Raw genomic sequence first — 24,415 nt, 5'->3', positions numbered from 1 at the left:
CCTTATTTTACTACCTCTACTTCCATTTTTATATCTGATTTGGGCCGGTTGTTCGGGTCGGTTTCTACAGCGGCAATTTTATCCAGCACGTCCAGCCCGTCCACAACTTCTCCAAATACGGTGTATTCTCCGTCGAGCGAAGGATAGCCGCCGATGGTGGTGTAGGCTTCGCGTTGTTCGGGTGTAAACGCTTGCTTATCGTGGGTAACCCATAAACTATCCGCCTTGGCACGAATTTCTGCCACACAAACATTAAAGCCTGCCTGGTCGTTGTTTTTCCGGAATTGATCAAGCTGTTCGCTGGATGCCTTGAACTGGTCCTGAAAAAATTGGTTTTTTGCCCGGCTGTTCATCATCATTTCCATTGTATCCAGTTTGCCGGGAGTAAAAACTTCCCCCTGAACAATGTAAAACTGCGATCCGCTGGAGCGTTTCTCGGGGTTGGATGGACCTCCGGTACGGGCCGCGGCCAAAGCTCCTTTTTTGTGAAAGTACCTGGGTACAAATTCGGCCGGAATAGTATAACCCGGGTTTCCGGCGCCAAGACGGGCGCCCGGAGCAGCATTCTTCGAATCAGGGTCACCTCCCTGAATCATAAAGTTTTGCATCACCCGGTGAAAGAGAAGACCATTGTAATACCCTTCTTCGGCCAGTTTCAGAAAGTTTTTTTTGTGTTCGGGCGTTTCGTCGTACAGCTTAACCGTGATATTGCCAAAATCAGTTTTAATCAATACCCGTGTTTCTTTTGATGCCTTGTTGGCATGGCTGCACGAAATGCCCAGACCGGCGAGCAAAATGAACACTAAAACTGCGAACTTCTTCATCTGAATGATAATTTGTTTAACTTGACCCACTTCTTAAAATTCCTGTAAAGATATAAAGATGACCAGAATACTCTTGCATTTGTTGATCTTGTTCCTGATTTTTTCGAATGATGGCTTTGCGCAGAAAAGCCGGGACGCCGAGGTTGACATTTCTTTTGTTACGGCTACTGCAAAGGTTCAGCCGTTTATTCCTGAACTGCCCGGAACTCTGATGGAAATGTCCGGCTTGTTGGTGTACCGTGATTTGTTTTGGGGATTTAACGACAGCGGCGGCAAAAACGTTTTGTATGCCTGTGATAAAAGCGGTAGCCTGGTAATGGAAGTTGAAATAGAGAATGCCAGGAACGATGACTGGGAATCGGTCACACAGGATGAAGAACACATTTATGTCGGAGATTTTGGGAACAACCGGGGAGACAGGCAAAACCTGCGGGTATACAAGATTAGGAAAGGCGACATTCAAAGCGATAGACATCAAAAAGTAAAAGCGGAACTGATTGCCTTTGAATACGAAAGCCAGCAATCGTTTGCTTCGCCGGTAAACGGAACTCCTTACGATTGCGAAGCCATGGCTTTTTACGATGGAAAGTTGCAGCTCTTCAGTAAAAACTGGAAAGACCGGATTACAGAGCATTACCAGCTACCGGTTAAGAGTGGAAAATACAAACTGAAGGCCGGTGATTCGTTTAATGTACGCGGTTTGGTAACGGGTGCCGATTTTAGCCCCGGCGGAAAAACACTGGCTTTGTTGCAATACGAAAACTGGAAAATTTATTTGTGGCTGTTTACTGATTTTGAGGGCACCGCTTTTTTGCAGGGAAACAGCCAATGCATTTACCTGAAGAATCTCGACAGTGCCCAGGCCGAAGGAGTCAGCTTTTTGAACAAGGATACGGTGCTGATTTCGTGCGAGGAAACAAAGTCGTTCAAACAGCAGGTTTTTTTACTTGATTTACGCGAATTAGCCAATGGAACACATTCGAATTAACGACAAAATCAGGCTTGAAAAGGCAAAAACGTCCATGGCCCCTGTTATTTTTCAAACCATCGACCGCGACCGTGAATACCTGAAAGAGTGGTTGCCTTTTGTGAATTTTACCCAAAAAGTAAGAGACACTGAGTTATTTATCGAAAGCATCAGTTCGCCTGAAAATGTGCGCGACGAGATGTTCAGTATCTGGTACAACGAGGAGTTTGCCGGTTTGGTTGGGTTTAAGGATACCGACTGGATTAACAAAAAGACCGAAATAGGATACTGGCTGGCGCAGCCCATGCAAGGGAAGGGAATTATTGTGGCCTGTGTGCAGAAACTGCTTGCGTATGCATTTCAGAAACTAAAGTTAAACAGGGTGCAAATTAAGGTGGCTGAAGGCAACTTGAAAAGCGAAGCCATTCCGCGGAAACTCAACTTCACATTGGAGGGGATCGAGCGTGCCGGGGAGCTGCATGGGAAGAGGTATTTGAACTTAAAAATATACAGTCGCTTGGCTTCTGATTCCCAGTAACAAAGAAAGTTTTTCGGAATATACTTCTCTTTTATACCCAACGATAAATTTATTTTGCAAAAAGTATAGAGAACTGATGGATTATTTATAATTTTGACCCGAAAATTCATTTGTTCGAATTTTAAAAAAGCAATATGAAGACAGATGTTCCGGCAGAGAAATCGATAAGAAGAAACCTCTACAGGGTTTTGCGGAAAACAGGTGTTACAAAAGAAAACATCTGCCTGACCGCTACATTTATCGGTGATCTGAAGTTTGACAAAGTTGACTGGACCATTTTTACTTATTACCTGGAACGTGTATTTAATATATCGGTAAAGGATGAGGAAATAAGCAAATTTGGAAGCGTAAACGACACTCTGCATTATTTGCGAGGGGAGTTAATTTATCTGAGTAACTAGTTTAAATTTATGTGAATAGAAGGGATCTCAAGAAATTGGATCCCTTTTTTTATGAACTTTCTCTAAAAGAATTTGTAGTTTGAGTTAGTAAAAAACAGTAAAATACATTTTATGGAAAATATGGAGAACCTGGAAAGCATTTCGAAACAGATTTATGATCTGATAGTGGTGTATGGTCCGAAATTGATCGGAGCCATCATAACCCTGATTGTGGGTATGTGGGTGATCTCGATCATTCGAAGTGCTTTGAGAAAGCGGTTTGAAAAAAGAAACGTCGATCCGTCGTTGCGCGGATTCCTCAACAGCATGATCGGAATTGGTTTAAAAATTATGTTGTGGGTGAGTGTGATTGGTATGATGGGGGTGCAGATGACTTCTTTCATTGCCATTTTAGGTGCAGCCGGTTTGGCGGTGGGTATGGCACTTTCGGGCACACTGCAGAATTTTGCCGGCGGTGTGATGATCCTGGCATTTAAACCATTTAAAGTGGGAGACTACATTGATGCGCAGGGACATGCAGGAACTGTGAGCGAGATTCAGATCTTCAACACTATTCTTAAAACGCCTGATAATAAAACGATTATTATCCCGAATGGTGGTCTTTCAACTGGCTCGATGGTGAACTATTCGGCCGAACCCAAAAGACGTGTTGATTTTGTTTTTGGGATAGCCTATGGCGACAATGTTGACAAAGCCAAAGAAGTGTTGCTGAAGCTGATAAAAAACGACAGCCGTATTATCAATGATCCGGCGGAGCCGTTTATTGCCGTAAGCGAATTGGCTGACAGTTCGGTAAACCTGGTGGTGCGTGTTTGGGCCGACGCTGCCAATTACTGGGGAATTTTCTTTGACATGAACGAAAAAGTTTACAAAGCCTTCGCTGAAGAAGGAATCAATATCCCTTTCCCGCAAATGGATGTACATATTCAGAAATAGACCTCGTTTAGATGAGCAGTGAAAGGCTGTCGGTTAGTATCCGGCGGCCTTTTTCTTTGGGTACTTGAGGCGGAATAATTTAGTGCTTGTAAATAAAACAAGAACATTATCAGCGAAATAGATTTCAAAAAGTATCGGGTAATAGGTGATTCTTTATCGATGTTAAGCTAAGGTTGCTATGCACACGGCCTCGGCCGGTGAGCCGAAAAATCAGTAAGGACGGCGTTAAAAATCGTTCTTGTTTGAGCGAGGGACGAGCGAGTTTGGACGATTTAGCCGTTCGAACGCCAATTTTTCGTGCGAAGCGGGCGCAGCCTTGAACTTTTTTGCTTCGTTTTTTGGTTCAAGCCAAAAAATGATGTGGGGTTTGGGGCAAAGCCCCTAAGTTCGTTTTATAAAAACACCATGAGAATGATTATTTCTCGACATTCTCAGGCAGGTACAAACTACAAAAACAAGAATAAAAGTAAAAGTGATTTATCAGCGAAATAGCCTCCCGTAGTATTTGTCCATAAAAATTCAATTACATTTGTGGTCTCAAAAATCAAAGACTTTAATCAAATCTGTTTTTGAATTGTTGTTCAAGTACAAAAATTTGAAGGATTGTCATGAAAATTATACTCGGAATTCTACTGGCACTGGGGGTTTTGGTTGCCCTTGTTACCTGGCTCAGCAATAAGTTTTCAGGAAAAAACAAAGAAGAGGCTCCGGAGGAAGAAAGCGTAAACATCCCGACCGATTGTTGCGGAGCCCACGAGGTTTGCGAAGTGGAAGAAATGCTGCAAAACCCGGAAAAGATTGTGTATTTCGAAGATGAGGAGCTGGACCGTTTCCAGGGCATTGCCGCCAATGCTTACAGCGATGCGCAGATTGACGAATTCCGCGATGTTCTGTACACCCTTAAAAACGATGAAATTAAAATGTGGCTGATAAGCATCGAACGCCGCCAGTTGGAGTTACCCGGCATTTTACGCCAGGAAGCACTGATGCTGGTTGCCGAGGCTTCCTGAAAAAGGGCTCAGATCACTTTAATAGTTTCGCCTGCCACCTCAATAACATCGCCTTTTACCAACTTCGCGCGTTTCCGGTATTCGGGTTCGCCGTTACGGATAACCTCGCCTTCTTCGACGATTATTTTGGCATGGCCGCCGGTTTGAGCAATCCTGAGCAACTTCAACAGCTTCACCAGCTCAATGTAGTCTTCTGTGAGTTTAAATTCGCGCATAATCAGAGTCCGAGTTTGTTTTTGATGGCTGCCGGAATGGCATCTTTGTGAAGCAGAATGGCCACGGTTTTTAATCGTACATAGTCTTCTGTCATGTGTAAATACCCGCCGTATTCATTGCTGTCGGGGCCCCACGAGTTTTTGGTGTAATAACATTTTCTGTCGTTGGAATCTTTCGAAATACCCACCAGGTGCATTAAATGATCATCGGTGGTCGAGCGGTCGTAAAAGGTTTCCTGGCGAAGTTGCTGGTCCACTTTCCCGATTTGTTTTTCCGGAAGATCGGCTTTTCCATTTTTGTGCTGAAAGGTTTTTTCACTGGTATCGCCGTCCCAGCAAACACTGTAACCATTGTTCAGCGCATGGTCCATCACTTCCATCAGTTCGTCGATGGGCAAATTGTAGTACAGATCGTGCGACCAGTTGTCGGGGACTTCCAGTGCAAACGGCTGATAAAAAGGGTGGTGAGTGTACGATGTCAGTTCAACGTAATCTTCCGGATTCAGTTTAAAATGATCACGAAGATCTGCTGCACTCAGTTTACCATCGTCAGTTTTGATCTTCTCCGGCAGTTTTCCCATTCCTTTTTTGAGGATGGGCTCCAGTGTTTTTAGGTTCGAAGCGTCAAATTCGTCGCTTTTCTTTTTGTTGAGCGCCTTTACTTCCGATTCGAGCTGGGCTACCAGGTCGCGGTGTTTGTATCGGCCATCCTGCATTTCGCCGGGGAAAGCATCAAATGTGGCCATGCCATATTCCCGCAGTATATTCATCACGTCGTGCGCCTGTCCGCCCTGGCTGAAATTGTTATTTCCGTGAAAAAACAGGTAATTTTTTGCTTTGTTTTGGTAGGTGTGGTACACAAAAAACATCTCCGAAAGATCCGTTTCGGGGAACCCTTTCCGCATAATTTCTGACTCCAGTAAACTGGTGGTGGCAAAACTCCAGCATGTTCCTGTGCTGCCCTGGTTTATAACGGGAGTGTGCTTTACTTCTTTCACAATCGTGAAGCTTTCTTGCTCTTCCTGGGCTTTTAAAACGGAAGGGCAGATAAATAATAGTGCGATAAAAAGAGATAGTATTTTTGACATGCTTATGAGTTTTTATATTCTTCCTGTACTTTTTTGGGTAAGCTTTTTAATATGATTTCGTAGGACTCATCGATCAGTTCGCACAATAATTTTGTTGGTACGGTTCCGTTCATCTCGATGGTGTTCCAAAGTTGTTTGTTTAGATGATAGCCCGGAATAATGGCCGGGTAATGTGCGCGGAGTTCGATGTTTTTTTCGGCATCGTTCCGAAGGCTGATCCGAATGTCGTCAAGGCTGAGCAGGCAAAAGATTTTGTTCATGACTTTGAAAACCAGCGTGGTTTCGTTGAACGGAAAACTTTCGGTGACCGCTTTTTTGGCAATGCAATATTCCCTGACTTCTTCGATGTTCATACCAAATGTTTTGAAAGCCTAAATTTAGCAGAATAAGTAAAACTTAAAAATGATCGAAGACGGGTGAAGCGGCAGATTGTCAATTTGTTTACATGGTAGGATAAAAAGCATCTTTGAAATGTTCCAGCTCAAATTTTTGGTCAACAAAAATTACGGTGATAACATCAAAACGGGTATCCAACTCAATGTCATTTTGAATAATGTAGGCATCGGCAGCTTCAACAATCCGTTTTATTTTGGTATTGGTAACGGCTTCCGAAGGGTGTTCGTAACGTAGGCCCGAGCGGGCTTTTACTTCTACAATTACGAGCTCATCGGCATCGCGGGCAATAATATCGAGTTCGAGGTGCCCGTGGTACCAGTTGCGATCCAGTATTTGGCAGCCCAGTTTTTCGAGGTGCTCTACTGCCAGTCCTTCGGCAATTTCTCCTAATTCGCGGGTGCTAACCATGTGTTGAAGTTTAGAGTTCAGTGTTCAAAGTTATAAATAGGGATATGCGATTTGTAATCGCATTATATTGAATGATTTAGTGTTGTCGTTTCATCTCCTACATTCAGTTCCCATTCTTTGCCAAACATCAGTGCCAGGTTGCGTTTGTCGTGTCCCGCAGGAAATCCAAAGCAAACGGGATAGGAAAAATCTTCCACCGCATCGCAGATAATTTCCTGCACGGTTTTTCCAAAAGGCGATTCGTTGTCTTTCATGTCGGTAAAATCGCCTAAAATAAGTCCGGCCAGTTTATCCAGTTTTCCGCTTAATTTTAATTGGTGGATCATCCGGTCGGTATGGTACAGAAATTCATCAATGTCTTCCAGGAAAAGTATTTTACCGTCGGTGTCCAGGTCGTAGGAGGTTCCCTGCAAACTGCTGATGATCGAGAGGTTACCGCCCACCAATTCAGCTTTTATCTTAGCTTTCCGGTTGGCTTCCTGCGACGGGATCGAATAGTGAGCACCGTTTCCGGTGATCAACTGCATCAGGCTTTGCAGGTTTTCACCGGGCTGCCCCGATTCGTCCATAAAATACCGCGGCATAACGCCATGAATGGTGGGAACTCCGTAATTGTTCAGGCAGGAGTGAAGAATCGTTATATCGCTAAAGCCAACCAGCCATTTGGGGGATTCCAGAAAACCGGTAAAATCAAGTCTGTCAATAATTCGAACGGTTCCGTAACCTCCGCGCGAGCAAAGAATCACATCGCAATCGGGGTCGCTCATGGCTTCCTGTAAGTCCTGGTAACGCTGTGCATCGGTGCCGGCAAACTGATAGTAGCTCGAAAAAACATGTCGCCCCAGTTCTACCTGGTAGCCTTGGTCCTGCAACCACTCTGCAGCTGGTAATACATACTGATCGCTGATCTTTCCGGCAGGAGAAACAATGCGGATCTTGGATCCCGGTTGGATGGGTGATGGCTGAATCATAGAAAGAAGTTTACTTCAAATGTACCTCAATTTGTGCAGAAAATACCTGTTCCGGATCGTTCCTTTCGGAGAGCGATTTCCAGATGGTTGCCACATTGCGGACAGGAGCTGCATCATACAAAAGCTGACCGTTATAAAATACCTTTACTTTTTGATCGAGGTTTATCATCTTGTCGTTTAAGCGGATCAATAAAGTATCCACCAACTGGACTTTTTCAATGGTAATGGTTTGGCCGTTTACTGTTGCTACTACTTCGGCATCTTTTTGTGCACTTCCGGCCGGAACTGCCAGCCAGTAAAACCGATCGTGTGTTACGCTGCTTTGTTTCCAAACCACTTTTTGCGGGAACGGATTGCGGGTAAACTGTGCCATCCAGTCGATGGCAACCGTATCTTTTCGATCCATCCAGTGGCCTTTGCCTTCGTGAATCTGCACATCGTGAATGTAGCCTTCGGGGTCCTGTTTTTGCAGGGAATCCAGTTTGATTTTCCATTCTGCGGCAATCTTGTTTCGCTTGTAGGCTCCGTCTTCAGCTCCCATGTGGAGGGCAAAAGGGAGGTTTCGCAGGCCAAGCGGCGAAGCATCATTCGGATGTCCGGCCATCATGGCTGCCGCTGCCAGCTGATCGGCCATTCGCGGCGCCAGTTGGTAAGTTCCGTCTCCACCGGCAGAATACCCGGTCAGATAAACACGGTTGGTATTGATGTCTTCAAAAGCATCGGCCAATTCGATGAGCTGCGAAAAAAGTACATCGATGTGGGGCTCGTGCCAAAGATTCCAGGTGTTGGTGGGCGCCCGCGGTGCCAGGTAAATTCCTTCTTTGGGGCGATACAGGTTGATCTGGTTTTGCCATTGCTGGTCGTTCATTTCAGGAGCGGTATTTCCTCCGCCGTGCATCGAAATATACAAACTCCAGCCCTGTGGCGGTTTTTCACCAAACTTCCGGTATTTAAATCGTAGTTCTTTGTCGTTGTAAACCAGTTTCATACTGTCCCATTCGGCCCGGTAGACTGTTTTTAGCTTGTTCTCAATAAACGAGTGAATTTCCTGTTCAGCTTGTTTGGCAGCTTGCGCAGAAATTTCGCTTTGCAGTTCCAAAATCTTATCCGGCGAAGCCTGAAGGTATTCATTCAATGTTTTCAGGGTGTGGTCGTCTTTCTTTGCCTGATTTTCACACGAGGAAAAAAAGACAATAATCAGTGAGAAAAGAATCAGTTTTTTCAACATTTCAGATGCTTTTTTAAGATTGTTGAATCGTAATCAATACAGTTTTTATTAACGGATCAGTAGCTCATAAAGTTCTTCCACGTCTTCGGCGTAAAAATCGGGTTGTGCTGCTTTTAGTTCGTGCTCCTTTCCAAAACCGTAGGCAACCGCAATGGTTGATAAACCGTTTTGTTTTCCACCCTCCATATCGAACAAAGTGTCACCCACCATAACAATCTCTTCAGACGGAGCCAGTTGCTGCATTTGCAAAAGATCTGTAATAATCTGTGTTTTGTTGGCCTTCTCTCCTTTGTAATCGGCACCTTTTACCTGAAGTATGTACTTGTCCATTTCAAAATGCTCCATAATCCGAACGGCAAACTTTTCGAATTTGGAAGTGGCAATGTACATGCGCTTGCCCAGGCGATCGAGTTCGGCCATCATTTCCGGAATTCCGTCGTAAGGAACATTCTGGTGCCAGCCGTTTTCGCTGTAGTATTCCCTGAAAAATTCCACAGCCAGCCGGGTATTGCGTTCGCTCAGCCCAAACAGCTGGCTGAAACCCCATTGCAGGGGAGGCCCTATGAAATCATTTAACTTATCTTCCGGGTAATCGTCGATTTGCATACGGTCGAAAGCATATTTCAACGAGTTAATAATCCCCTGGGTATTGTCGGTTAAAGTGCCGTCGAGGTCAAAAATAATATGCGTGAATTGTGCCATTGTTAAAAAAACGCGAAGGTAAGCGATCGCTGAAGAAATACCAATTGCGGAACAGTTTTTGAATTTATGTTAAGACCGTTTGACAAAAAAACGACTAGCCATGAAAAACAATTACTTACGCATTGCAGGGTTGTTAATGCTGTTGACATTGATAACCATTGAACGGTCAGAAGCCGGAATTTTTGCAAGAAAGATCGATTCGATTCAAATTATTTTTGATAAAAATCAACTGGTACTTCCCGGGGAAACGTTTTCGGTTGGCGTGGTTGCCTATGGGAAAAAAGGCGATAAAATAAAAGCCTGGGACAACGACGGGGGATTGCTTTTTGGCTGGAAATACGAGGTGGAAGTAGTGGGAGGCGAGAGTCGTTCGTTTGGGAAGGTAAAAGTGAATGCTGAGCTGGCTCCGGCCAAAGGAAAATACGTTCGCTTAAAAGTATGGCCTCATAAAAAACCTCAACTGGCAAAAGAACTTTTGGTGCCCTTAAATTATGAGGTAGCGGTTGATTTTTCTCCTGTATCAGCATTTGACAAGGCACCCGGATGTTCTTTTTCAGGCGAAATAATCTCAACTTACAATAACGGAGTCGTCAGAAAAACAAAGGTTAACCGTTCTAATTTTGAGCGTTTCTCGTCGTACCTGGATTTTGATGGAATCTCCTTTTCAAGAGGGAAGTTTAAAATTGAACCGGATTTTGAAAAGGTGATTGATCATCGGGTAGGCTTACTGGTTTGGGCGGAGCAAAACCCCGAATTGTATGGAGAATTTTCACTGGCCTTGGATTACCGGCATGCGTATCGACTTGGTCTCCGCGGCATGTCAGGAACAAGCGGATTTAGTGGTTTTAGCGGAACCAGCGGAAGTCCCGGATACAACGGTGAGCACGGCGGGCACGGACAGGACGGAGAACCCGGTCGGGACGGGCCTGACATTGGTGTTTGGACGGATATGTATTTTGATTCCACTTTGTTGTGCAATATGTTGTATGTATATGCGCAGAATTTTAACAGCGGAGAAGAGTACAAATACTTAATCAATCCTGATGGTGGAAGCTTTTTTGTTGAATCGGCTGGCGGCAACGGCGGTGGTGGTGGAAATGGCGGCAACGGCGGCAGCGGAGGAAATGGAGCCGATGGCCGTGTGTGGTACGAAACAGTAACGAAGAAAAGAATTGTTCGTAAGCCGTTTAAGGAAACCGTCACAAAAACCGTGGAGAAAAAGATTATCAACAGCGAAGGAAAAGCGGAAACGGTAAGTGAACAGGTTTTTGAGGAAATAACGGTTTACCGCGATGTGGAAGAAGAATACCAGGTGCAGGAGCGGCGTCAGGGGCCCGGAGAGGACGGCGGTGACGGCGGTTTCGGAGGAAGCGGCGGCTTTGGTGCACCGGGTGGTTTTGGCGGAAATATTTACCTCTATTTTACCGATGACGCGCGCTTTTACCGCAATAATATTATGGCGCAAACAACAGGCGGTTACGGAGGATCGGGAGGTTTGGCCGGTTCAGGTGGACAGGGAGGCCGTGGCGGTAATGGTAACCCCAACGGATTTTCAGGAAGGAGAGGCCTTGACGGTGCGCGGGGCTACAGCGGACCGGACGGAGACAGCGGTTATATTTTTGAAGAAGCAACCGAAGAATTTTTCTTTTACGGGGATGAATTAACCGGGCAAAGCGAAACAAATCTGCACGATCAATTCTGAAAAAAATGTCTTTGTTGACGTTCTGAAAAACAACTATCTTTGCCCCCCTGAAAAAGAAATCAAAGAATCTTCAAAATAATTCAGAATGAGTAAGTTCAAACGTACGCTGATAACCACCGCGCTACCTTATGCCAATGGCCCGATTCACATCGGTCACCTGGCCGGAGTTTATGTTCCGGCTGATATTTATGCCCGTTACCTTCGCTTAAAAAAGGAAGACGTGATTATGATTGGCGGTTCCGACGAACACGGAGTGCCGATTACGATCAAGGCTAAAAATGAGGGTGTTACGCCGCAGGATATTGTAGACCGCTACCACGAAATTATCAAGGAGTCTTTTCAGAAACTGGGAATTTCGTTTGATGTGTATTCGCGTACGAGTTCGGAGATTCATCACGAAACGGCTTCTGAATTTTTCAGAAAGCTTTACGAAACGGGTAAGTTAATTGAAAAAACATCGGAACAATATTTCGATGAGGAAAACAAGCAATTCCTGGCCGACCGTTACATTATTGGTACCTGTCCGAAATGTGGTTTTGAAAAAGCCTATGGCGACCAGTGTGAAAGCTGCGGAACATCGCTTAGCCCGACTGAACTGATCAATCCGACATCGACACTTAGCGGAAACCAGCCGGTTTTAAAGGAAACCAAACACTGGTATTTGCCGCTCGATCAGTACGAACCGTGGTTGCGCGAATGGATTCTGGAAGGTCACAAAGAATGGAAGCCGAACGTTTACGGCCAGGTGAAGTCGTGGATCGACGGAGGTTTGCAGCCACGTGCGGTTACCCGCGACCTCGACTGGGGTGTGCCTGTGCCGGTGGAAGGTACCGAAGGCAAAGTTTTGTACGTTTGGTTTGATGCTCCGATCGGTTATATTTCAGCTACCAAAGAACTGACACCCGAGTGGGAAACCTACTGGAAAGACCCGGAAACACGGATGTTGCATTTTATCGGGAAAGACAACATTGTTTTTCACTGTATTATTTTCCCGGCTATGCTGAAAGCGGAAGGAACCTACAACGTGCCTGAAAATGTTCCGGCGAATGAATTCCTGAACCTGGAAAACGATAAAATCTCCACTTCACGAAATTGGGCGGTTTGGTTGCACGAGTACCTGGAAGAGTTCCCAGGGAAAGAAGATGTGCTGAAATATGTGTTGACAGCCAATGCGCCGGAAACCAAAGACAACGATTTTACCTGGAAAGATTTTCAGGCACGCAATAACAACGAGCTGGTGGCGGTGCTGGGGAACTTTGTGAACCGGGCGCTGGTGCTTACGCAAAAATATTACGAAGGAGTAGTTCCGGCAGCCGGAGAACTTTCGGATTTTGACAAAGAAACACTGGCTTCTATCTCCACCATAAAAGCGGATGTGGAGAAGAGTCTGGATAATTTCAGGATTCGTGAAGCACTGAAAAATGCGATGGACCTCGCGCGTTTGGGCAATAAATACCTGGCCGACGAGGAACCCTGGAAGGTGATCAAAACCGATCCGGAGCGGGTGAAAACCATCCTGAATGTTTGTTTGCAGGTTACCGCCAATTTAACGATTTGCCTGGAGCCTTTCCTGCCGTTCAGTATGGATAAGCTGCGTGGCTTCCTGAACCTGGAGAAAATGGACTGGGAAAGACTGGGTGACGCGGCTTTGTTGCCGGTTGGGCACAAGGTGAATACGCCTGAACTTCTTTTTGAAAAAATTGAAGACAGTGTAATTGAAACGCAGCTTCAAAAACTGGAAAATACCAAGAAAGCCAACGAAATGGCGACTGCAAAAGCTGCTCCGGCCAAAGAAAACATCGAGTTTGATGATTTTGCCAAAATGGATGTTCGCGCCGGGACCGTTATCGAGTGCGAGAAGGTGGCCAAAACCAAGAAGCTGCTGAAACTTACCATCGATACCGGCATTGACAAACGCACAGTGGTTTCCGGCATTGCAGAATACTATCAACCGGAAGATCTGATTGGGAAACAGGTTTCTATTTTGGTGAACCTGGCACCTAAAAGTCTGAAAGGCATCGAATCGCAGGGAATGATTCTTTGTGCCGAAAATGCTGACGGGACACTGTCGATTGTTTCGCCCGATAAAAAGGTGAAAAACGGCTCTGAGATTCGCTAAAAAATACAAGCGCCAACTCCTGTTGGTGCTTTTCCGTAAGGGTTCTTGCCGAGTTAAATCGGGTAGAAAACTTACACTATTATATTAAACCGTTTCTGTACGCAGAGGCGGTTTTTGTTTGTTGTAACATGTCGTTAGATTCCTTTTTTTGTAAAAACTGTTGAAGTTTTATTTAGTGGCACTTATAGCATAGTATTGTGCAATATGTGAATGATAATTGGGAACAGAATGCCGTATTTAATTCTGCCAAAAGCCAGGACAGTTCCCATAGCCAGTTGTGGTAGTACCATTATTGGTGAGTAAAGATATTGCCATCCTTCCAGGGGAAAATTTTTAACATGAGCAAACGTAAACCACAGAATTGAAATCCATATTAGTAGATGTGAATTATTTGTCCATAATTTTTGAATTGCAGGGAGTATCTTTTTGACAGATAAAATACCGTATACAATTGCCGCAACACTAAAACTTATGGCAAGTTCAGAAATAAAAGTGCTGTCAATACGGTAATAGGAAGAGTTAATAATGTCGTTGCTAAGTATATAAGACACAAACAGACTTGATATAGAGAGAGTAAGTTTTGTTGCTTTTAGCCAGTATCGAAAAGAGAATTCCTCAACTAAAGGGCCAATAACGTTTGGAATTAAGAAAGCCCAGACTGGAGAGAGGCTTGTGACCCATTTTAACGTTTCGTTTTTTGGTGGTTTTACAATTATTGCAAATGTTACTGTGATTATAACAGCAGCAATTACAAGAATTTCAAACAATAGAAAGAATTTGCCAAGCTCAATGGCGTTTTGTTTAAAACCGCTATTGGATACTTGCGTCTTGCCTGTTTTTAGGAACGAATAGAAATCGGCAAAAAGAGTTTTCATGGAGGTTAATCTTCCAGTTCAAATAGTTCTTCTACGGTAAGGTTGAAAAATTGAGCGAGCCGCATGGCTGTTTGCACCGAAGGGACAAACTTGTTCTTCTCGATGGCATGAATGGTTTGCCGCGAAACCCCAATGGCATTGGCCAGTTCCTCCTGCGTTTTATCGAGCATCACGCGATGAAATTTAAGCTTGTTCTTCATAGTCTCCAAGAATAAATTTTCGTTTTAATGCTCTAATAATTAAATAGGCAATCATTTGTAATGAAAGTAGAGTGGAAGGATCTAGCTTAAAATCCGGATTAAAGCCATAAAATATTAGAATGACAGTTAATGAAAGAACCATGACTAAGAATGCCGATTCATAACGCAATTTCTGCATAAATTCATCTTCTCGCTTATTTTTTGAAAGAACATAAATTAGCAAGCCTGCCATACTGAGAAAATCTGCAAGATGAGTGATACTTTTGGGAAGAATCCTTTCGAAATTTATTTCAATTCTATCCGATGGGTCGTCAATTGCATCATTATATCCTTCAATAAATCCTTTTCTTCCATCGTCAATAGCTCCTGTGAATAAGCCTAAGAAAAACAAGGCAATTCCTATCCATTTAAAATAGTGAGGTAGAAGTTTCATGGTTTGTTCAGTTAGAATTACATGACAAATGTAAAAAATAATAGATATATGACAAGTAAAGTAGAAGTTATTTGATTTGAATGAATAATTATTTTGATGAAACCCACTCCAGTGCTCCCAGGTCGGGGCCTTCGTCGGCAAGTCGCGGAATGTTGTTCATATCGAAGGGGTAGAGTTTGGCAATGTCGATATTCCCAATATTTCTGGCAGGCGATAAAGAGTCGACAGAAAAACAGAAGTTGTTTGGCGCGGCAAACATCGGATCTTTATCGAAACTAGAGTCGGGGAAATTATTTCCGGTAAATGATTTGTCACCCCCTGTTTTTAACAGGCAATTTTTAAAACTGTAAACGAAGCTGTTTCCCTGGTATTGGTCTGTTGAAATTTGAGAATCAGCATATCCGTAGAAAATGGAATTTCCAAACTCCGCGTTTAAGTCAAATCCATAGGTTTTTTTATTGTATTCGAAATAGTTGTTTAGCAACAATGCAGGGGAAGCCTGGGCTGTCGCTGCAAAATAATTTGCAAAGGTGCAGTGGAAAAAGCGGTAATCTCCGCCCAATGCTAGGGCAACGGTATAATAACCCGAATTGGCAAAAATACAATTCCAGGCATCAATGTTCGATGTGCGTGCATCTATGCAGTTCAGTGTCATGTTTTCGATACGGGAGTTGCTTATGGTTAGCATTGGTTTTGGCGAAAAACCCATGCTGTCGAGCTGAATTCCTTTATCTGCATTTCTGATTGTAACATAATTCAATAAATTATCTTTGCTACCCTGGAAAAAGTGAATGCCCCCGAAAATAATCAAATCATTGTTTTCAGTTTGGTAAGTGTATCCCCATTGGCCCGGAATATTTTCATATTCTTTTTCCAGTCGGTCGCCCTGAAAAACAATGGGTTCTTCAAAAGAGCCGCTGGCTTTTAGTGTCCCTTTTACAAGCATGCTCGAATTTTTGTGAAAATGAATCCTGCATCCTGCATCAATAGTCAGTGTTTGCAGTGAATCAATTAAAACAGAGTTGAAAATCAGGTATGGTTTATCGTTCTTCCAGTTTTCAGTCTGAATCCGCTGTCCGTTCAGCAGATGAACATCTTGTCCAAATGCAATTAGTTGAACCGATTGGGTGTTCCCATTTACATTGAAAAGTATAGAGTCAGCAACTACCATTGGTAAATTTTGTCCGTTGGGATCAACCGTTACTTCTACAAAAATATACAGGCTGTCTTTTGCCGGCAGGTTGATATCTGCGGCTTGATTTGAACTGATGCCGTTAATGTTCAAGCGAAAAGGCGTGTTTTTGGTTCCTGCGAGTTGAATGTTTGAGAGGATGACGGTTTGGTTTTCCGGATTTTTAACGGTAAAATATTTGGTTGTAGAGCCGACGGTGGTAAAAACAGTGTCGAATGATACTGTATCCATCGAAAACGCGAGTTTCACATTTGAACTATAGTTGAATTCTTCTTTGTTGCATGAAATGAGCGTTATCGTCAAAATAAATAAAAAGGATTGTAGCCAGTTTTTCATGAATAAAAAACGTGGAGATATCACAATCAGTATTTGGGAAATGTAATTTTTATATGATAACTATTAATACGATCAGCAAAATCAGCAGCATAAAAAGGATAAACTGGTTGCGCACAAACAGCCCCAGCAGGATGAGGATTTCCACCTCGTCGTTGATGGGCGTGGCCAGTTCGATGGTGCCTTTGTCTTTGGTAACGAATTCGTGAGAGGTGTAACTGATAATGTCGTTGCCGTTAAATTTCCACGACCACCGCGATTGCCAGAAGTTTTTTATTTCCAGTTCGAAACGTTTTCCGTTGATCAGCACATCGCTGCGGGTATTAAAAAAGTTGATCATGATGGTTCCGAGCAGCGCTTGGCTGTTGGAGTCGTAAATCTCGAGCTTCGAGAGAAAAAATTCGCGGTTAAGCGTAAACAGTTTGCCGTTAATCATGGCCTGTGCCTGCGAACTGAGCATGTTGTCCCAGTTAATGCTTCCGATTTTACTCGCCCCCTGCCTGATTTCAAGCTTCGACCCAAAAATATCCTTTGTCCAACTTAGCTTTTCCATCTTTTCGTTTCAGTTACAGGGATGCAATTTATGAAAAATAGGATGAAATTTCAGGGTGAAAAAAACGCATTATGTCCTTTTTACATTAATTAACAAAAGGGATGATATCCCAAAGCCTGCTTTTCTGTATTCCACAATTCTGCACGGTCAGCCCAGGTACTTTTTGAATTCGTGGTGGTCTTTTACCGTCTTGAAGTTACGCGGCAGCGCCGGGTTGTTTTGCCGAACCTGGTGCCCGGTAATAAATACTTTTTGTTTTGGAAAACACTCTCTGAGCCTGATCAGGTAATCTTCCAATTCGTCGGGTGGAATGGAGTTGATAAAGGCAGTAAATACGTAGTCAACTTCTTTGACTGCGTTTATTTTTTCAAGGTCTTCAAACGGAACCGACTGGCCTAGGTAGAAAATGTTGTAGCCACTTTTGCGCGCGAGGTACGAGTAAAAAAGCAAACTTATTTCGTGTAACTCGTTTTCGGGCAGGTAAAACAAAATGGTTCGCTTTCCGGCTTCCGAACTGCCGAGTTTGTCAATCTCGGCAATTAACTTTTGGCGAAACAAATGAGTGACATAATGTTCCTGCGCAGGAAAAATAGAACCAACCTGCCAGTAAGTCCCAACCCGCTCAAAAAGTTTAAAAAGAATATTGAAATGTGCATCTTCAAACGAGAATTCCGAAAGTACTTCATTCAGCAGTTTCTCGAAGCCGACTGTGTTTAGTTCCACCATCAGAAACATAAAGCGGTCGATGTAGTCGGCGTAGGATGTTTTTGAGGATGTCAGCTTAATAACGGTGTCTTTTATCTCGGCATCGTTCCATTGGGAGACTTTCGAAATTTTATAGCCGTTTTTTGTCAGAAGCGAAATATTCAGCAAGCGTTTCAGATCTTCATCGTCGTAAAGACGAATGTTGGTATCGGTCCGGTTCGGGCTTAAAAGCTCGTACCTTTTTTCCCAGATCCGAATGGTGTGCATCTTAATTCCTGAAAGCACTTCGAGGTCTTTTATTGAATAACCGGCTGTTTTCATTTTTACTTATCTTCTGACATTTTGTAAAGGTAATTGTTACACTTTGTTTAATCAAGTTGAATTAAGATTAAACGAAAAATGAGCTTGACATAATAAGGAAGTTTCTCTCTGTTTTGTTCAGAGAAAGTTGAAAAATAAAAGGATTCCAGGCGGAATCCTTTTGTAAATGTCATGGCTGTCGTAATTTACTCTGGAATTAGCACTTTGTCGATCACGTGTATCACCCCGTTTTTCCCTGAAATATCAGCGGTAACAACTTTACTGTCGTTGATCATTACTCCATTCGTCAGATCGATCTTAATTTTCTTTCCGTTCAAAGTGGCAACCGAAGTATTTGAAAGATCGCCCGACATTACTTTCCCTGCTACAACATGGTAAGTAAGAATAGGAGTGAGCTGCTCAGCTGTTAAATCTTTAATTCCGTCGACGCCCAATTGCTTAAACAAGGTGGTAAAAGCTTCGTTGGTCGGAGCAAAAACGGTAAATGGTCCTTCGGCGCTAAGTGCACCTGCAAGATCAGCTTTTTTTACTGCATCCACCAAAATGGAGAAATCAGGATTTCCGGCAGCTATTTCAACGACTGTTGAAGAGGATGCTTCGCCGTCGGTTTTAGCTTTAGCACTCAGGCTAAGGGAAATAGTTAGAACTGTAACCATTACAATTGATAGAAGTTGTTTTGTTGTTTTCATCGTGTTAATTTTTAATATGATTTATAAATAGCTTTTATCTGACATGCTGTTTTTTACCCGGGGATCAATACTTTGTCGATTACATGAACCACTCCGTTGCTTGCCTGTATGTCTGCAGCAATTACATTCGATTCGTTAATTTTTACACCGGTAGTGAGATCAATAGTTAGATTGTTCCCGGTATTGAGCGTCGCTACTGTGCCGTTGCTCAGGTCGGTTGAAAGTACATTGCCCGAAACAACGTGGTAAGTTAAGATTGGGGTAAGCTGTTCTGCTGTTAAATCATCTATCCCCGATATTCCAAGAGCGGTGAACAGTTCTGCAAATGCATCGTTGGTTGGAGCAAACACTGTAAACGGTCCTGTCCCGCTAAGTGCGTCCACCAATCCGGCTTTAACAACTGCATCAACCAGTGTGCTGAAATTGCTGTTGTCGATCGCGATGTTTACAACCGAAGGCGGAAGTATTACCTTGTTAACTACGTGAATAACACCATTGTCTGCTTCAATATCAGGGGTGGTGACCATCGTATTTTTGTTGATGTAAACACCGTTGTCAACCTGGATGTACATCGAAAGGTTATTGCCGCTATACGTTGAAAGAGTGGGGAAATAGCCACTGCTTAAGTCTGTTGACATGGCTTTGCTGCCAATGACGTGGTACAGTAAAATGTTGGTCAGAGTTTCTACCGGAATATCATCCAGTGAGCTGGCTCCCAAGTCTGAAAGAAGCGCCACAAAGGCATCGTTGGTTGGAGCAAAAACGGTCAAATCTGCCCCCTTATCCGACACAGCTCCTACCAGGTCAGCTTTCATGAGCGCCTCAACCAGAATTGAAAACTCCGAATTGGCCACGGCTATATCAGCTATGGTATTCGACATTTGAGTTGGAGGAACCAAAACAGCGTCAATAACGTGAATTACGCCATTTGTTCCCTGAATATCTGTTGCTGTAACTTTAATGTTTCCATTTAGCATAACACCGCCGTCAGTGGTTACATCGAATGTTTCACCGGACAATGCTTCAACCATTCCTGCTGATAGTTCTGTTGACAATACATTGTCTCCAACAACATGGTAGGTTAAAATTGAGGTAAGATCATCCATGGCTACTTCATCAAGACCGGTAATGCCCAGGGCAGCAAAAAGCTCGGCGAAAGCATCGTTGGTGGGTGCGAAAACAGTGAATGGTCCATCTCCGCTCAAAGCTTCAACTAAATCGGCTTTCACAACTGCGCTAACCAATGATGAAAAATTACCGGAGTACGTGGCAAGGTCGACAACCGAGGGAGGAAGTAAAACCTTGTCGATTACATGAATGATTCCGTTTGAGGCCATTACATCGGCAGCTGTAACTTTTGCGTTGTTAATCATTACATCGTTTCCATTGTTAACCATTAACGAGAGTGGCTTTTCATCGGGCGAATTGTTGTTTAAGCTTGGCAGAACGCCTGTTGAGAGCGTGTTGACATAAGCCATTCCGCTGACCACATGGTACGTTAAAATTGAAGCAAGGGTCGAATTGTCGATATCGTCAAGGCTGCTCAGGCCCAGATCTCCGAGCAAGGTCGAAAAAGCAGCATCGGTTGGAGCAAAAACGGTAAGGTTTTTTTCCGTGCTTAAGAAATTGGCCAAACCTGCTTTTTGAGCAGCCTGTAACAATATTTGGAATGACCCGGCTTCTGCGGCAACATCCACAATCGTTTTTTCCATTTCGGGTTCTGGCATCGGTTCGTCATCGTCTTCGCACGAGCTTAGTGTTACCAATCCAACGAAGAAGAAAAGCATCAATAGCAAGTTAAAACCTGCTTTTACATTCTTGAATAAATTTTTTGTTTTCATGATTCTGATTTAAAGTGATTAAAAAGTTTTCTGCTCTGCTTGTTTAAAATGTTTTGTTTAGCATTTACTAAGACAACTTTAAACAAATAATGTTTAATTTAATTCTGAAATAAATAAACAAAAACTGCTAAGCATGTCTGAATATGTTGTTTTTAAAGGAGTTTCATCAAAAGGTTAATAAAAGTTAAAAATTGATATTTTGTGGTTTTTCGTTTAGGGTTTCTTCTTGTGAAGCTCTTTCTCACTTACGGAATTAAATCTTCTTTGTCATTGATATTTGTCAAGTTGAGCGTGTCAGTCAGAGGTAATAAAATGCTTATATTTAAATAGATACATCTTTTTAGGTGACGAAGGTGCTCCAACATGAGTAGAATCCGGGTTCTCGGGATCGTGTTGGTATTACCGAAGACGAAATAGTGATAAGACGAACCGAAAAAAAATTGTTTGTTCGTTTTAGATGTTCTGGGATATTGCGCTGGTTGAATGCGCTCTTAACCGTATCGCTTCCCGAAGAAATCACCAGGGGAAGAATTTAATCAAAGGCTATTGGTCATGCAGGGAGAAACATCAAATTCCCCCGAATTTGAAAATCTCAGAAATGAACTGAATGCGTTAAACGAACGCCTGACCAACATTGAGCGATCGCTCGAAAAGACCGGTGTTCCGGAGTTTATCGCCAGAAAAAGGGAACATCTTCCTCAAGATGATGGCATAGACATCAAACTGCCATTTGAGACCAAAGGCTCCATTGAATTTCGTGTTGGCGAATACGGCATGGCCTGGCTGGGAAATATCGTCCTGTTTCTGGGTTTAATATTTCTGGTCAATTATTTACAAAATTCGGGAAACCGGGTTGTTTCCATCTTGGTAGGTTTTGCCGCGGTAGCTTCGATTTATATTTGCGCCCATTACATCCGGGAATCGCTTTCGGTAATCTCGAAGTTACTGGTGTATAACGGCCATTTCCTGTTGTACTTTTTTACGCTTCGGCTTTATTTCTTCCAGGAAAATCCGCTGTTGCAAAATAAAATCCTTGCTTTTGTTTTGTTGATTTTAGTGTCATTGGTATTTCTGTACATCGCTTTTCGTAAAAAATCACAGGCTACGGCAGGCTTGTCGTTAATTATGCTGATGGGGGCCGGAGTGGTTTTCGATTCTGCAGCGGTAATCGCGATATTGGCAACAACTGTTGCTTTTATAACATTGGAATTGTATCGCCGTTTTGCCTGGCTGAAACTCGCTTTGTTTTTCATATTCGTGGCTTATGTGCTGCATTTGGTGTGGTTGCTCAATAATCCTTTTATGGGAAATAATCCGGCGTTTGTGGCTTCGGTGAGCGGGTTGTATGTTTTTCCGATACTCACGGGAATTGTCTTTTCTTTAATCGCGATTGTTCCTCGAAAAGAAACGATCTCCAGCGAATTGGCTATTGTCGCCATTATTTGGAACGGGCTAGGCTTTACGGTTATTCTGGCGATTATTCTTCTTACCTATTTCGAGAACAATTATGTACCGATTTCCGCGATGGTAACCGTGTTGTGTATTTTGTATGCAGCGCTGCTCCGCTTAAAATCCGACATCCGGCTAATCGCCTCCATCTATGTTCTTTACGGATTTTTGACCTTAAGTGTGGTCATTTTCGGAATTTTCGGTTTGCCCGATTCGTACGGCCTTTTTGCGCTTCAAAGTTTATTGGTGGTGTCGTTTGCCTTGTGGTTCAGGTCGCGGTTTATGATTGTCATGAACACTATTTTATTTCTTGTTTTCCTGGTGTTTGCCGTGCAGTCGCATCAGAATAACCACCTCACGAATTTCTCGTTTATGCTGGTTGCCTTTGTTTCGGCCCGAATCATAAACTGGCAAAAAGAGCGACTGAACATTAAAACCGAACTGGTTCGGAACCTTTATTTGCTGCTGGGATTTGGAATGACGCTGGTTGCTTTTTACCATGTTTCTCCTCCATCCTACATCACCGCAACCTGGATATTCGCAGGCTTGCTTTTCTTTTTAGTCGGTTATCTCTTGAAAAATATAAAATACCGTTGGCTGGCCATTTCGGCAATGGTTGTATCGGCCATACGCCTGATTTTTGTCGACATGGCAAGTGTAAACATCGGGTACCGGATACTGGCCTTTCTGGGGCTGGCTATTATTTCGATCGCTGTTTCGGTTTGGTATACAAAATACCTGATCAGGAAAAAGGAGTAAAATGAGTTTGAAATTTAAGATTTATGGGAATGAAGAAAATACAAAGAAACAGGCACTTCAGCCGTTGGATTCCGGCGCTGTTTATGTTGGCCCTTTTGGGAGCTTGTTCCGGCTCTGGTCCACAGTCGGGGCAGGATGATGCGGATTCCAATTTGAAAGAAGGAAGCGTCGCGCAATATACTGGCGAGTCAACCGAGATCGCGGTAGAGCCGCCTCCGCTTACCGACGGAATTTTTCCGTGCAATGATTGTCATTCCGATATTGTCCCCAATCCGCAGCGAAGAGAACTGGTTGATTTTCACGATGACATCAGCGCCATTTTTAACCACGACAGCGAGAACCGGTGGTGTCTTGATTGTCATGATATGAATAATCGGGATTCACTGAGACTGGCCAGCGGCAAATTGCTTTCGTTTGAAGAATCGTATAAACTCTGCGGACAATGCCACGGCGAGAAACTAAGAGATTGGAAAGTAGGTGTTCATGGAAAACGAATCGGGGAATGGAACGGCAAAAAGGAGTATTTGCTTTGCGTGCATTGCCACAATCCTCATTCCCCGAAGTTTGAATCGATGACGCCTGAGCCCCCTCCTGTAAGGCAAGAGGATATAAAAAATTACCAACCGAAAAACCAGGAGAACAATGAAGAAAAGTAATTCAAGGAGGTCTTTCCTCAAAAATATTTCACTGGCTTCGGCTTCTGCCCTTGCGCTTTCGGGGTGCTCGTTAAAGGAGCTGGAGAAGTTTTTTCAAAAGAATTTCAGGACATTGTCTGAAAAGGAAAAGAAGCAGTTGATTGAAGACCTGGAGGCCGAATACAAGGAAAAGTACCACAAGGAGTTTCATTTGTCGGATAAGCCGGCTATCGACGGAACTTTGTTTGGTTATGCTTTGGATATTTCCAGATGCATTGGCTGCAGAAAGTGTGTGTATGCCTGTGTGGAGGAAAACAATCAGTCGCGCGAGCCGCAGATTCACTGGATTCAGGTGCTGCAAATGGAAAAGGAAAAAGGTATCGACTTTGTGCATTCCGATGTTCATTACAATCCGGAGACCGTACCCGAAGAAGGGCATTTTTATTTGCCTGTTCAGTGCCAGCAATGCCGGACACCGCAGTGTACAACGGTTTGCCCGGTAAAAGCAACCTGGCAGGAACCCGATGGAATTGTGGTGGTAGATTACAACTGGTGCATTGGCTGCCGGTATTGTATGGCTGCCTGCCCATACGGGGCACGGCATTTCAACTGGGGGAAACCCGAAATTCCGGAAGAGGAAATAAACACCGAAATGCATTATCTCGGAAACCGGCCCAGAATGAAAGGCGTGGTGGAGAAGTGTACTTTTTGCATTCAGCGGGTGAGAGAGGGAAGGTATCCAGCCTGCGTGGAAATTTGCCCGGTGGGCGCCCGGAAATTTGGCAACCTGCTCGATCCCAATAGCGAAATCAGGTATATTCTGGAGAATAAAAGAGTCCTCGTATTAAAAGAGGAGTTAAACACGCAGCCAAAGTTTTATTACTTCTTTGGCGTTTGATTCGTTCAATGGAAACTTCTAACAATA

Annotated in this window: 26 protein-coding genes; 10 read left to right on the top strand and 16 right to left on the bottom strand. The window is 43.6% G+C overall.

The features are described from left to right. Positions 1-2: 2 nt before the first annotated feature. Positions 3-824, bottom strand: a complete 822-nt coding sequence (locus D1614_RS08140; protein ID WP_119437447.1) for a peptidylprolyl isomerase — start codon at positions 822-824, stop codon at positions 3-5. Between the two features lie 58 nt (positions 825-882). Between D1614_RS08140 and D1614_RS08135 the strand changes: the two genes are divergently transcribed. The 5 genes from D1614_RS08135 to D1614_RS08115 all read left to right on the top strand — a co-directional run bounded on the left by D1614_RS08135 (position 883) and on the right by D1614_RS08115 (position 4,676). Beyond that, positions 883-1,812: a hypothetical protein gene (locus D1614_RS08135; RefSeq protein WP_147384116.1), complete on the top strand. Its 930-nt coding sequence runs from the start codon at positions 883-885 to the stop codon at positions 1,810-1,812. Then, positions 1,793-2,329, top strand: coding sequence for a GNAT family N-acetyltransferase (locus tag D1614_RS08130; RefSeq protein ID WP_119437385.1), 537 nt, complete (start codon positions 1,793-1,795; stop codon positions 2,327-2,329). The genes D1614_RS08135 and D1614_RS08130 overlap by 20 nt, the downstream gene beginning before the upstream one ends. Before the next feature lie 134 nt (positions 2,330-2,463). Then, positions 2,464-2,730, top strand: a complete 267-nt coding sequence (locus D1614_RS08125; protein WP_119437384.1) for an acyl carrier protein — start codon at positions 2,464-2,466, stop codon at positions 2,728-2,730. A gap of 111 nt (positions 2,731-2,841) precedes the next feature. Then, positions 2,842-3,666 carry a mechanosensitive ion channel family protein gene (locus D1614_RS08120; protein ID WP_119437383.1) on the top strand — a complete coding sequence of 275 codons (825 nt, stop codon included), beginning with the start codon at positions 2,842-2,844 and terminating at the stop codon, positions 3,664-3,666. Between the two features lie 608 nt (positions 3,667-4,274). Further along, positions 4,275-4,676 carry a hypothetical protein gene (locus tag D1614_RS08115; RefSeq protein WP_119437382.1) on the top strand — a complete coding sequence of 134 codons (402 nt, stop codon included), beginning with the start codon at positions 4,275-4,277 and terminating at the stop codon, positions 4,674-4,676. 8 nt (positions 4,677-4,684) lie between these two features. On the opposite strand, the gene D1614_RS08110 is transcribed toward D1614_RS08115, so the two are convergent. The 7 genes from D1614_RS08110 to D1614_RS08080 form a co-directional block, all read right to left on the bottom strand. Further along, positions 4,685-4,891 (bottom strand): RNA-binding S4 domain-containing protein, encoded by a 207-nt coding sequence (locus D1614_RS08110; protein WP_119437381.1) that lies wholly within the window; start codon positions 4,889-4,891, stop codon positions 4,685-4,687. A gap of 2 nt (positions 4,892-4,893) precedes the next feature. Next, positions 4,894-5,979: a C1 family peptidase gene (locus D1614_RS08105; RefSeq protein WP_119437380.1), complete on the bottom strand. Its 1,086-nt coding sequence runs from the start codon at positions 5,977-5,979 to the stop codon at positions 4,894-4,896. A 2-nt stretch (positions 5,980-5,981) separates the two neighbouring features. Beyond that, entirely contained in the window at positions 5,982-6,332 is a 351-nt protein-coding gene (locus tag D1614_RS08100) for an MmcQ/YjbR family DNA-binding protein (RefSeq protein WP_119437379.1), read from the bottom strand. An 88-nt stretch (positions 6,333-6,420) separates the two neighbouring features. Continuing rightward, complete coding sequence (locus D1614_RS08095; RefSeq protein WP_119437378.1) at positions 6,421-6,783, bottom strand: YraN family protein; 363 nt, start codon at positions 6,781-6,783, stop codon at positions 6,421-6,423. Positions 6,784-6,845: 62 nt separating this feature from the next. Continuing rightward, entirely contained in the window at positions 6,846-7,754 is a 909-nt protein-coding gene (locus D1614_RS08090; RefSeq protein WP_119437377.1) for a S66 peptidase family protein, read from the bottom strand. 10 nt (positions 7,755-7,764) lie between these two features. Then, the gene (locus D1614_RS08085) at positions 7,765-8,982 is read right to left on the bottom strand and encodes an alpha/beta hydrolase (protein WP_119437376.1); all 1,218 of its coding nucleotides are present in this window, start codon (positions 8,980-8,982) and stop codon (positions 7,765-7,767) included. A gap of 48 nt (positions 8,983-9,030) precedes the next feature. Then, the gene (locus D1614_RS08080) at positions 9,031-9,684 is read right to left on the bottom strand and encodes an HAD hydrolase-like protein (protein ID WP_119437375.1); all 654 of its coding nucleotides are present in this window, start codon (positions 9,682-9,684) and stop codon (positions 9,031-9,033) included. 100 nt (positions 9,685-9,784) lie between these two features. On the opposite strand from D1614_RS08080, the gene D1614_RS26350 reads away from it, so the two are divergent. Both D1614_RS26350 and metG read left to right on the top strand, forming a co-directional pair. Next, positions 9,785-11,386, top strand: a complete 1,602-nt coding sequence (locus tag D1614_RS26350; protein ID WP_155523333.1) for a collagen-like triple helix repeat-containing protein — start codon at positions 9,785-9,787, stop codon at positions 11,384-11,386. 85 nt (positions 11,387-11,471) lie between these two features. Further along, a complete protein-coding gene (gene metG, locus D1614_RS08070) occupies positions 11,472-13,505 on the top strand; it encodes a methionine--tRNA ligase (protein WP_119437374.1) in 2,034 nt (677 codons plus the stop codon). 182 nt (positions 13,506-13,687) lie between these two features. On the opposite strand, the gene D1614_RS08065 is transcribed toward metG, so the two are convergent. From D1614_RS08065 to D1614_RS08030, 8 genes are all read right to left on the bottom strand, one after another. Beyond that, positions 13,688-14,380 carry a CPBP family glutamic-type intramembrane protease gene (locus tag D1614_RS08065; RefSeq protein ID WP_119437373.1) on the bottom strand — a complete coding sequence of 231 codons (693 nt, stop codon included), beginning with the start codon at positions 14,378-14,380 and terminating at the stop codon, positions 13,688-13,690. Positions 14,381-14,385: 5 nt separating this feature from the next. Further along, positions 14,386-14,580 carry a helix-turn-helix transcriptional regulator gene (locus D1614_RS08060; protein ID WP_119437372.1) on the bottom strand — a complete coding sequence of 65 codons (195 nt, stop codon included), beginning with the start codon at positions 14,578-14,580 and terminating at the stop codon, positions 14,386-14,388. After that, positions 14,564-15,013 carry a hypothetical protein gene (locus D1614_RS08055; protein ID WP_119437371.1) on the bottom strand — a complete coding sequence of 150 codons (450 nt, stop codon included), beginning with the start codon at positions 15,011-15,013 and terminating at the stop codon, positions 14,564-14,566. The genes D1614_RS08060 and D1614_RS08055 overlap by 17 nt, the downstream gene beginning before the upstream one ends. Positions 15,014-15,101: 88 nt before the next feature. Next, on the bottom strand, positions 15,102-16,436 hold the full coding sequence (locus tag D1614_RS08050; RefSeq protein WP_147384113.1) for a hypothetical protein: 1,335 nt from the start codon (positions 16,434-16,436) through the stop codon (positions 15,102-15,104). 154 nt (positions 16,437-16,590) lie between these two features. After that, a complete protein-coding gene (locus tag D1614_RS08045; RefSeq protein ID WP_119437369.1) occupies positions 16,591-17,091 on the bottom strand; it encodes a hypothetical protein in 501 nt (166 codons plus the stop codon). A gap of 147 nt (positions 17,092-17,238) precedes the next feature. Further along, the gene (locus D1614_RS08040; RefSeq protein ID WP_119437368.1) at positions 17,239-18,117 is read right to left on the bottom strand and encodes a MerR family transcriptional regulator; all 879 of its coding nucleotides are present in this window, start codon (positions 18,115-18,117) and stop codon (positions 17,239-17,241) included. Positions 18,118-18,302: 185 nt separating this feature from the next. After that, the gene (locus D1614_RS08035) at positions 18,303-18,806 is read right to left on the bottom strand and encodes a fasciclin domain-containing protein (RefSeq protein WP_119437367.1); all 504 of its coding nucleotides are present in this window, start codon (positions 18,804-18,806) and stop codon (positions 18,303-18,305) included. Between the two features lie 53 nt (positions 18,807-18,859). Further along, positions 18,860-20,647: a fasciclin domain-containing protein gene (locus D1614_RS08030; RefSeq protein ID WP_119437366.1), complete on the bottom strand. Its 1,788-nt coding sequence runs from the start codon at positions 20,645-20,647 to the stop codon at positions 18,860-18,862. A 552-nt stretch (positions 20,648-21,199) separates the two neighbouring features. On the opposite strand from D1614_RS08030, the gene D1614_RS08025 reads away from it, so the two are divergent. The 3 genes from D1614_RS08025 to D1614_RS08015 are packed head-to-tail and all read left to right on the top strand — an operon-like array spanning position 21,200 to position 24,388. Continuing rightward, complete coding sequence (locus D1614_RS08025; RefSeq protein WP_119437365.1) at positions 21,200-22,855, top strand: hypothetical protein; 1,656 nt, start codon at positions 21,200-21,202, stop codon at positions 22,853-22,855. A 29-nt stretch (positions 22,856-22,884) separates the two neighbouring features. Continuing rightward, a complete protein-coding gene (locus D1614_RS08020) occupies positions 22,885-23,511 on the top strand; it encodes a cytochrome c3 family protein (protein ID WP_206609946.1) in 627 nt (208 codons plus the stop codon). Continuing rightward, positions 23,498-24,388 carry a 4Fe-4S dicluster domain-containing protein gene (locus D1614_RS08015; RefSeq protein ID WP_119437364.1) on the top strand — a complete coding sequence of 297 codons (891 nt, stop codon included), beginning with the start codon at positions 23,498-23,500 and terminating at the stop codon, positions 24,386-24,388. The genes D1614_RS08020 and D1614_RS08015 overlap by 14 nt, the downstream gene beginning before the upstream one ends. Positions 24,389-24,415 lie beyond the last annotated feature (27 nt).

This window comes from Maribellus luteus (assembly GCF_003576475.1).
GTDB classification, from domain to species: domain Bacteria; phylum Bacteroidota; class Bacteroidia; order Bacteroidales; family Prolixibacteraceae; genus Draconibacterium; species Draconibacterium luteum.
The sequence above is the reverse complement of the archived record's forward strand: the minus strand, read 5'-3'. Positions and strand labels throughout refer to the sequence as shown.

Bases quoted from the DNA above. Each gene is read 5' to 3' on its own strand.
- D1614_RS08140 (WP_119437447.1), bottom strand. From the start codon at position 824: ATGAAGAAGTTCGCAGTTTTAGTGTTCATTTTGCTCGCCGGTCTGGGC.
- D1614_RS08135 (WP_147384116.1), top strand. From the start codon at position 883: ATGACCAGAATACTCTTGCATTTGTTGATCTTGTTCCTGATTTTTTCG.
- D1614_RS08130 (WP_119437385.1), top strand. From the start codon at position 1,793: ATGGAACACATTCGAATTAACGACAAAATCAGGCTTGAAAAGGCAAAA.
- D1614_RS08125 (WP_119437384.1), top strand. From the start codon at position 2,464: ATGAAGACAGATGTTCCGGCAGAGAAATCGATAAGAAGAAACCTCTAC.
- D1614_RS08120 (WP_119437383.1), top strand. From the start codon at position 2,842: ATGGAAAATATGGAGAACCTGGAAAGCATTTCGAAACAGATTTATGAT.
- D1614_RS08115 (WP_119437382.1), top strand. From the start codon at position 4,275: ATGAAAATTATACTCGGAATTCTACTGGCACTGGGGGTTTTGGTTGCC.
- D1614_RS08110 (WP_119437381.1), bottom strand. From the start codon at position 4,891: ATGCGCGAATTTAAACTCACAGAAGACTACATTGAGCTGGTGAAGCTG.
- D1614_RS08105 (WP_119437380.1), bottom strand. From the start codon at position 5,979: ATGTCAAAAATACTATCTCTTTTTATCGCACTATTATTTATCTGCCCT.
- D1614_RS08100 (WP_119437379.1), bottom strand. From the start codon at position 6,332: ATGAACATCGAAGAAGTCAGGGAATATTGCATTGCCAAAAAAGCGGTC.
- D1614_RS08095 (WP_119437378.1), bottom strand. From the start codon at position 6,783: ATGGTTAGCACCCGCGAATTAGGAGAAATTGCCGAAGGACTGGCAGTA.
- D1614_RS08090 (WP_119437377.1), bottom strand. From the start codon at position 7,754: ATGATTCAGCCATCACCCATCCAACCGGGATCCAAGATCCGCATTGTT.
- D1614_RS08085 (WP_119437376.1), bottom strand. From the start codon at position 8,982: ATGTTGAAAAAACTGATTCTTTTCTCACTGATTATTGTCTTTTTTTCC.
- D1614_RS08080 (WP_119437375.1), bottom strand. From the start codon at position 9,684: ATGGCACAATTCACGCATATTATTTTTGACCTCGACGGCACTTTAACC.
- D1614_RS26350 (WP_155523333.1), top strand. From the start codon at position 9,785: ATGAAAAACAATTACTTACGCATTGCAGGGTTGTTAATGCTGTTGACA.
- metG (WP_119437374.1), top strand. From the start codon at position 11,472: ATGAGTAAGTTCAAACGTACGCTGATAACCACCGCGCTACCTTATGCC.
- D1614_RS08065 (WP_119437373.1), bottom strand. From the start codon at position 14,380: ATGAAAACTCTTTTTGCCGATTTCTATTCGTTCCTAAAAACAGGCAAG.
- D1614_RS08060 (WP_119437372.1), bottom strand. From the start codon at position 14,580: ATGAAGAACAAGCTTAAATTTCATCGCGTGATGCTCGATAAAACGCAG.
- D1614_RS08055 (WP_119437371.1), bottom strand. From the start codon at position 15,013: ATGAAACTTCTACCTCACTATTTTAAATGGATAGGAATTGCCTTGTTT.
- D1614_RS08050 (WP_147384113.1), bottom strand. From the start codon at position 16,436: ATGGATACAGTATCATTCGACACTGTTTTTACCACCGTCGGCTCTACA.
- D1614_RS08045 (WP_119437369.1), bottom strand. From the start codon at position 17,091: ATGGAAAAGCTAAGTTGGACAAAGGATATTTTTGGGTCGAAGCTTGAA.
- D1614_RS08040 (WP_119437368.1), bottom strand. From the start codon at position 18,117: ATGAAAACAGCCGGTTATTCAATAAAAGACCTCGAAGTGCTTTCAGGA.
- D1614_RS08035 (WP_119437367.1), bottom strand. From the start codon at position 18,806: ATGAAAACAACAAAACAACTTCTATCAATTGTAATGGTTACAGTTCTA.
- D1614_RS08030 (WP_119437366.1), bottom strand. From the start codon at position 20,647: ATGAAAACAAAAAATTTATTCAAGAATGTAAAAGCAGGTTTTAACTTG.
- D1614_RS08025 (WP_119437365.1), top strand. From the start codon at position 21,200: ATGCAGGGAGAAACATCAAATTCCCCCGAATTTGAAAATCTCAGAAAT.
- D1614_RS08020 (WP_206609946.1), top strand. From the start codon at position 22,885: ATGAAGAAAATACAAAGAAACAGGCACTTCAGCCGTTGGATTCCGGCG.
- D1614_RS08015 (WP_119437364.1), top strand. From the start codon at position 23,498: ATGAAGAAAAGTAATTCAAGGAGGTCTTTCCTCAAAAATATTTCACTG.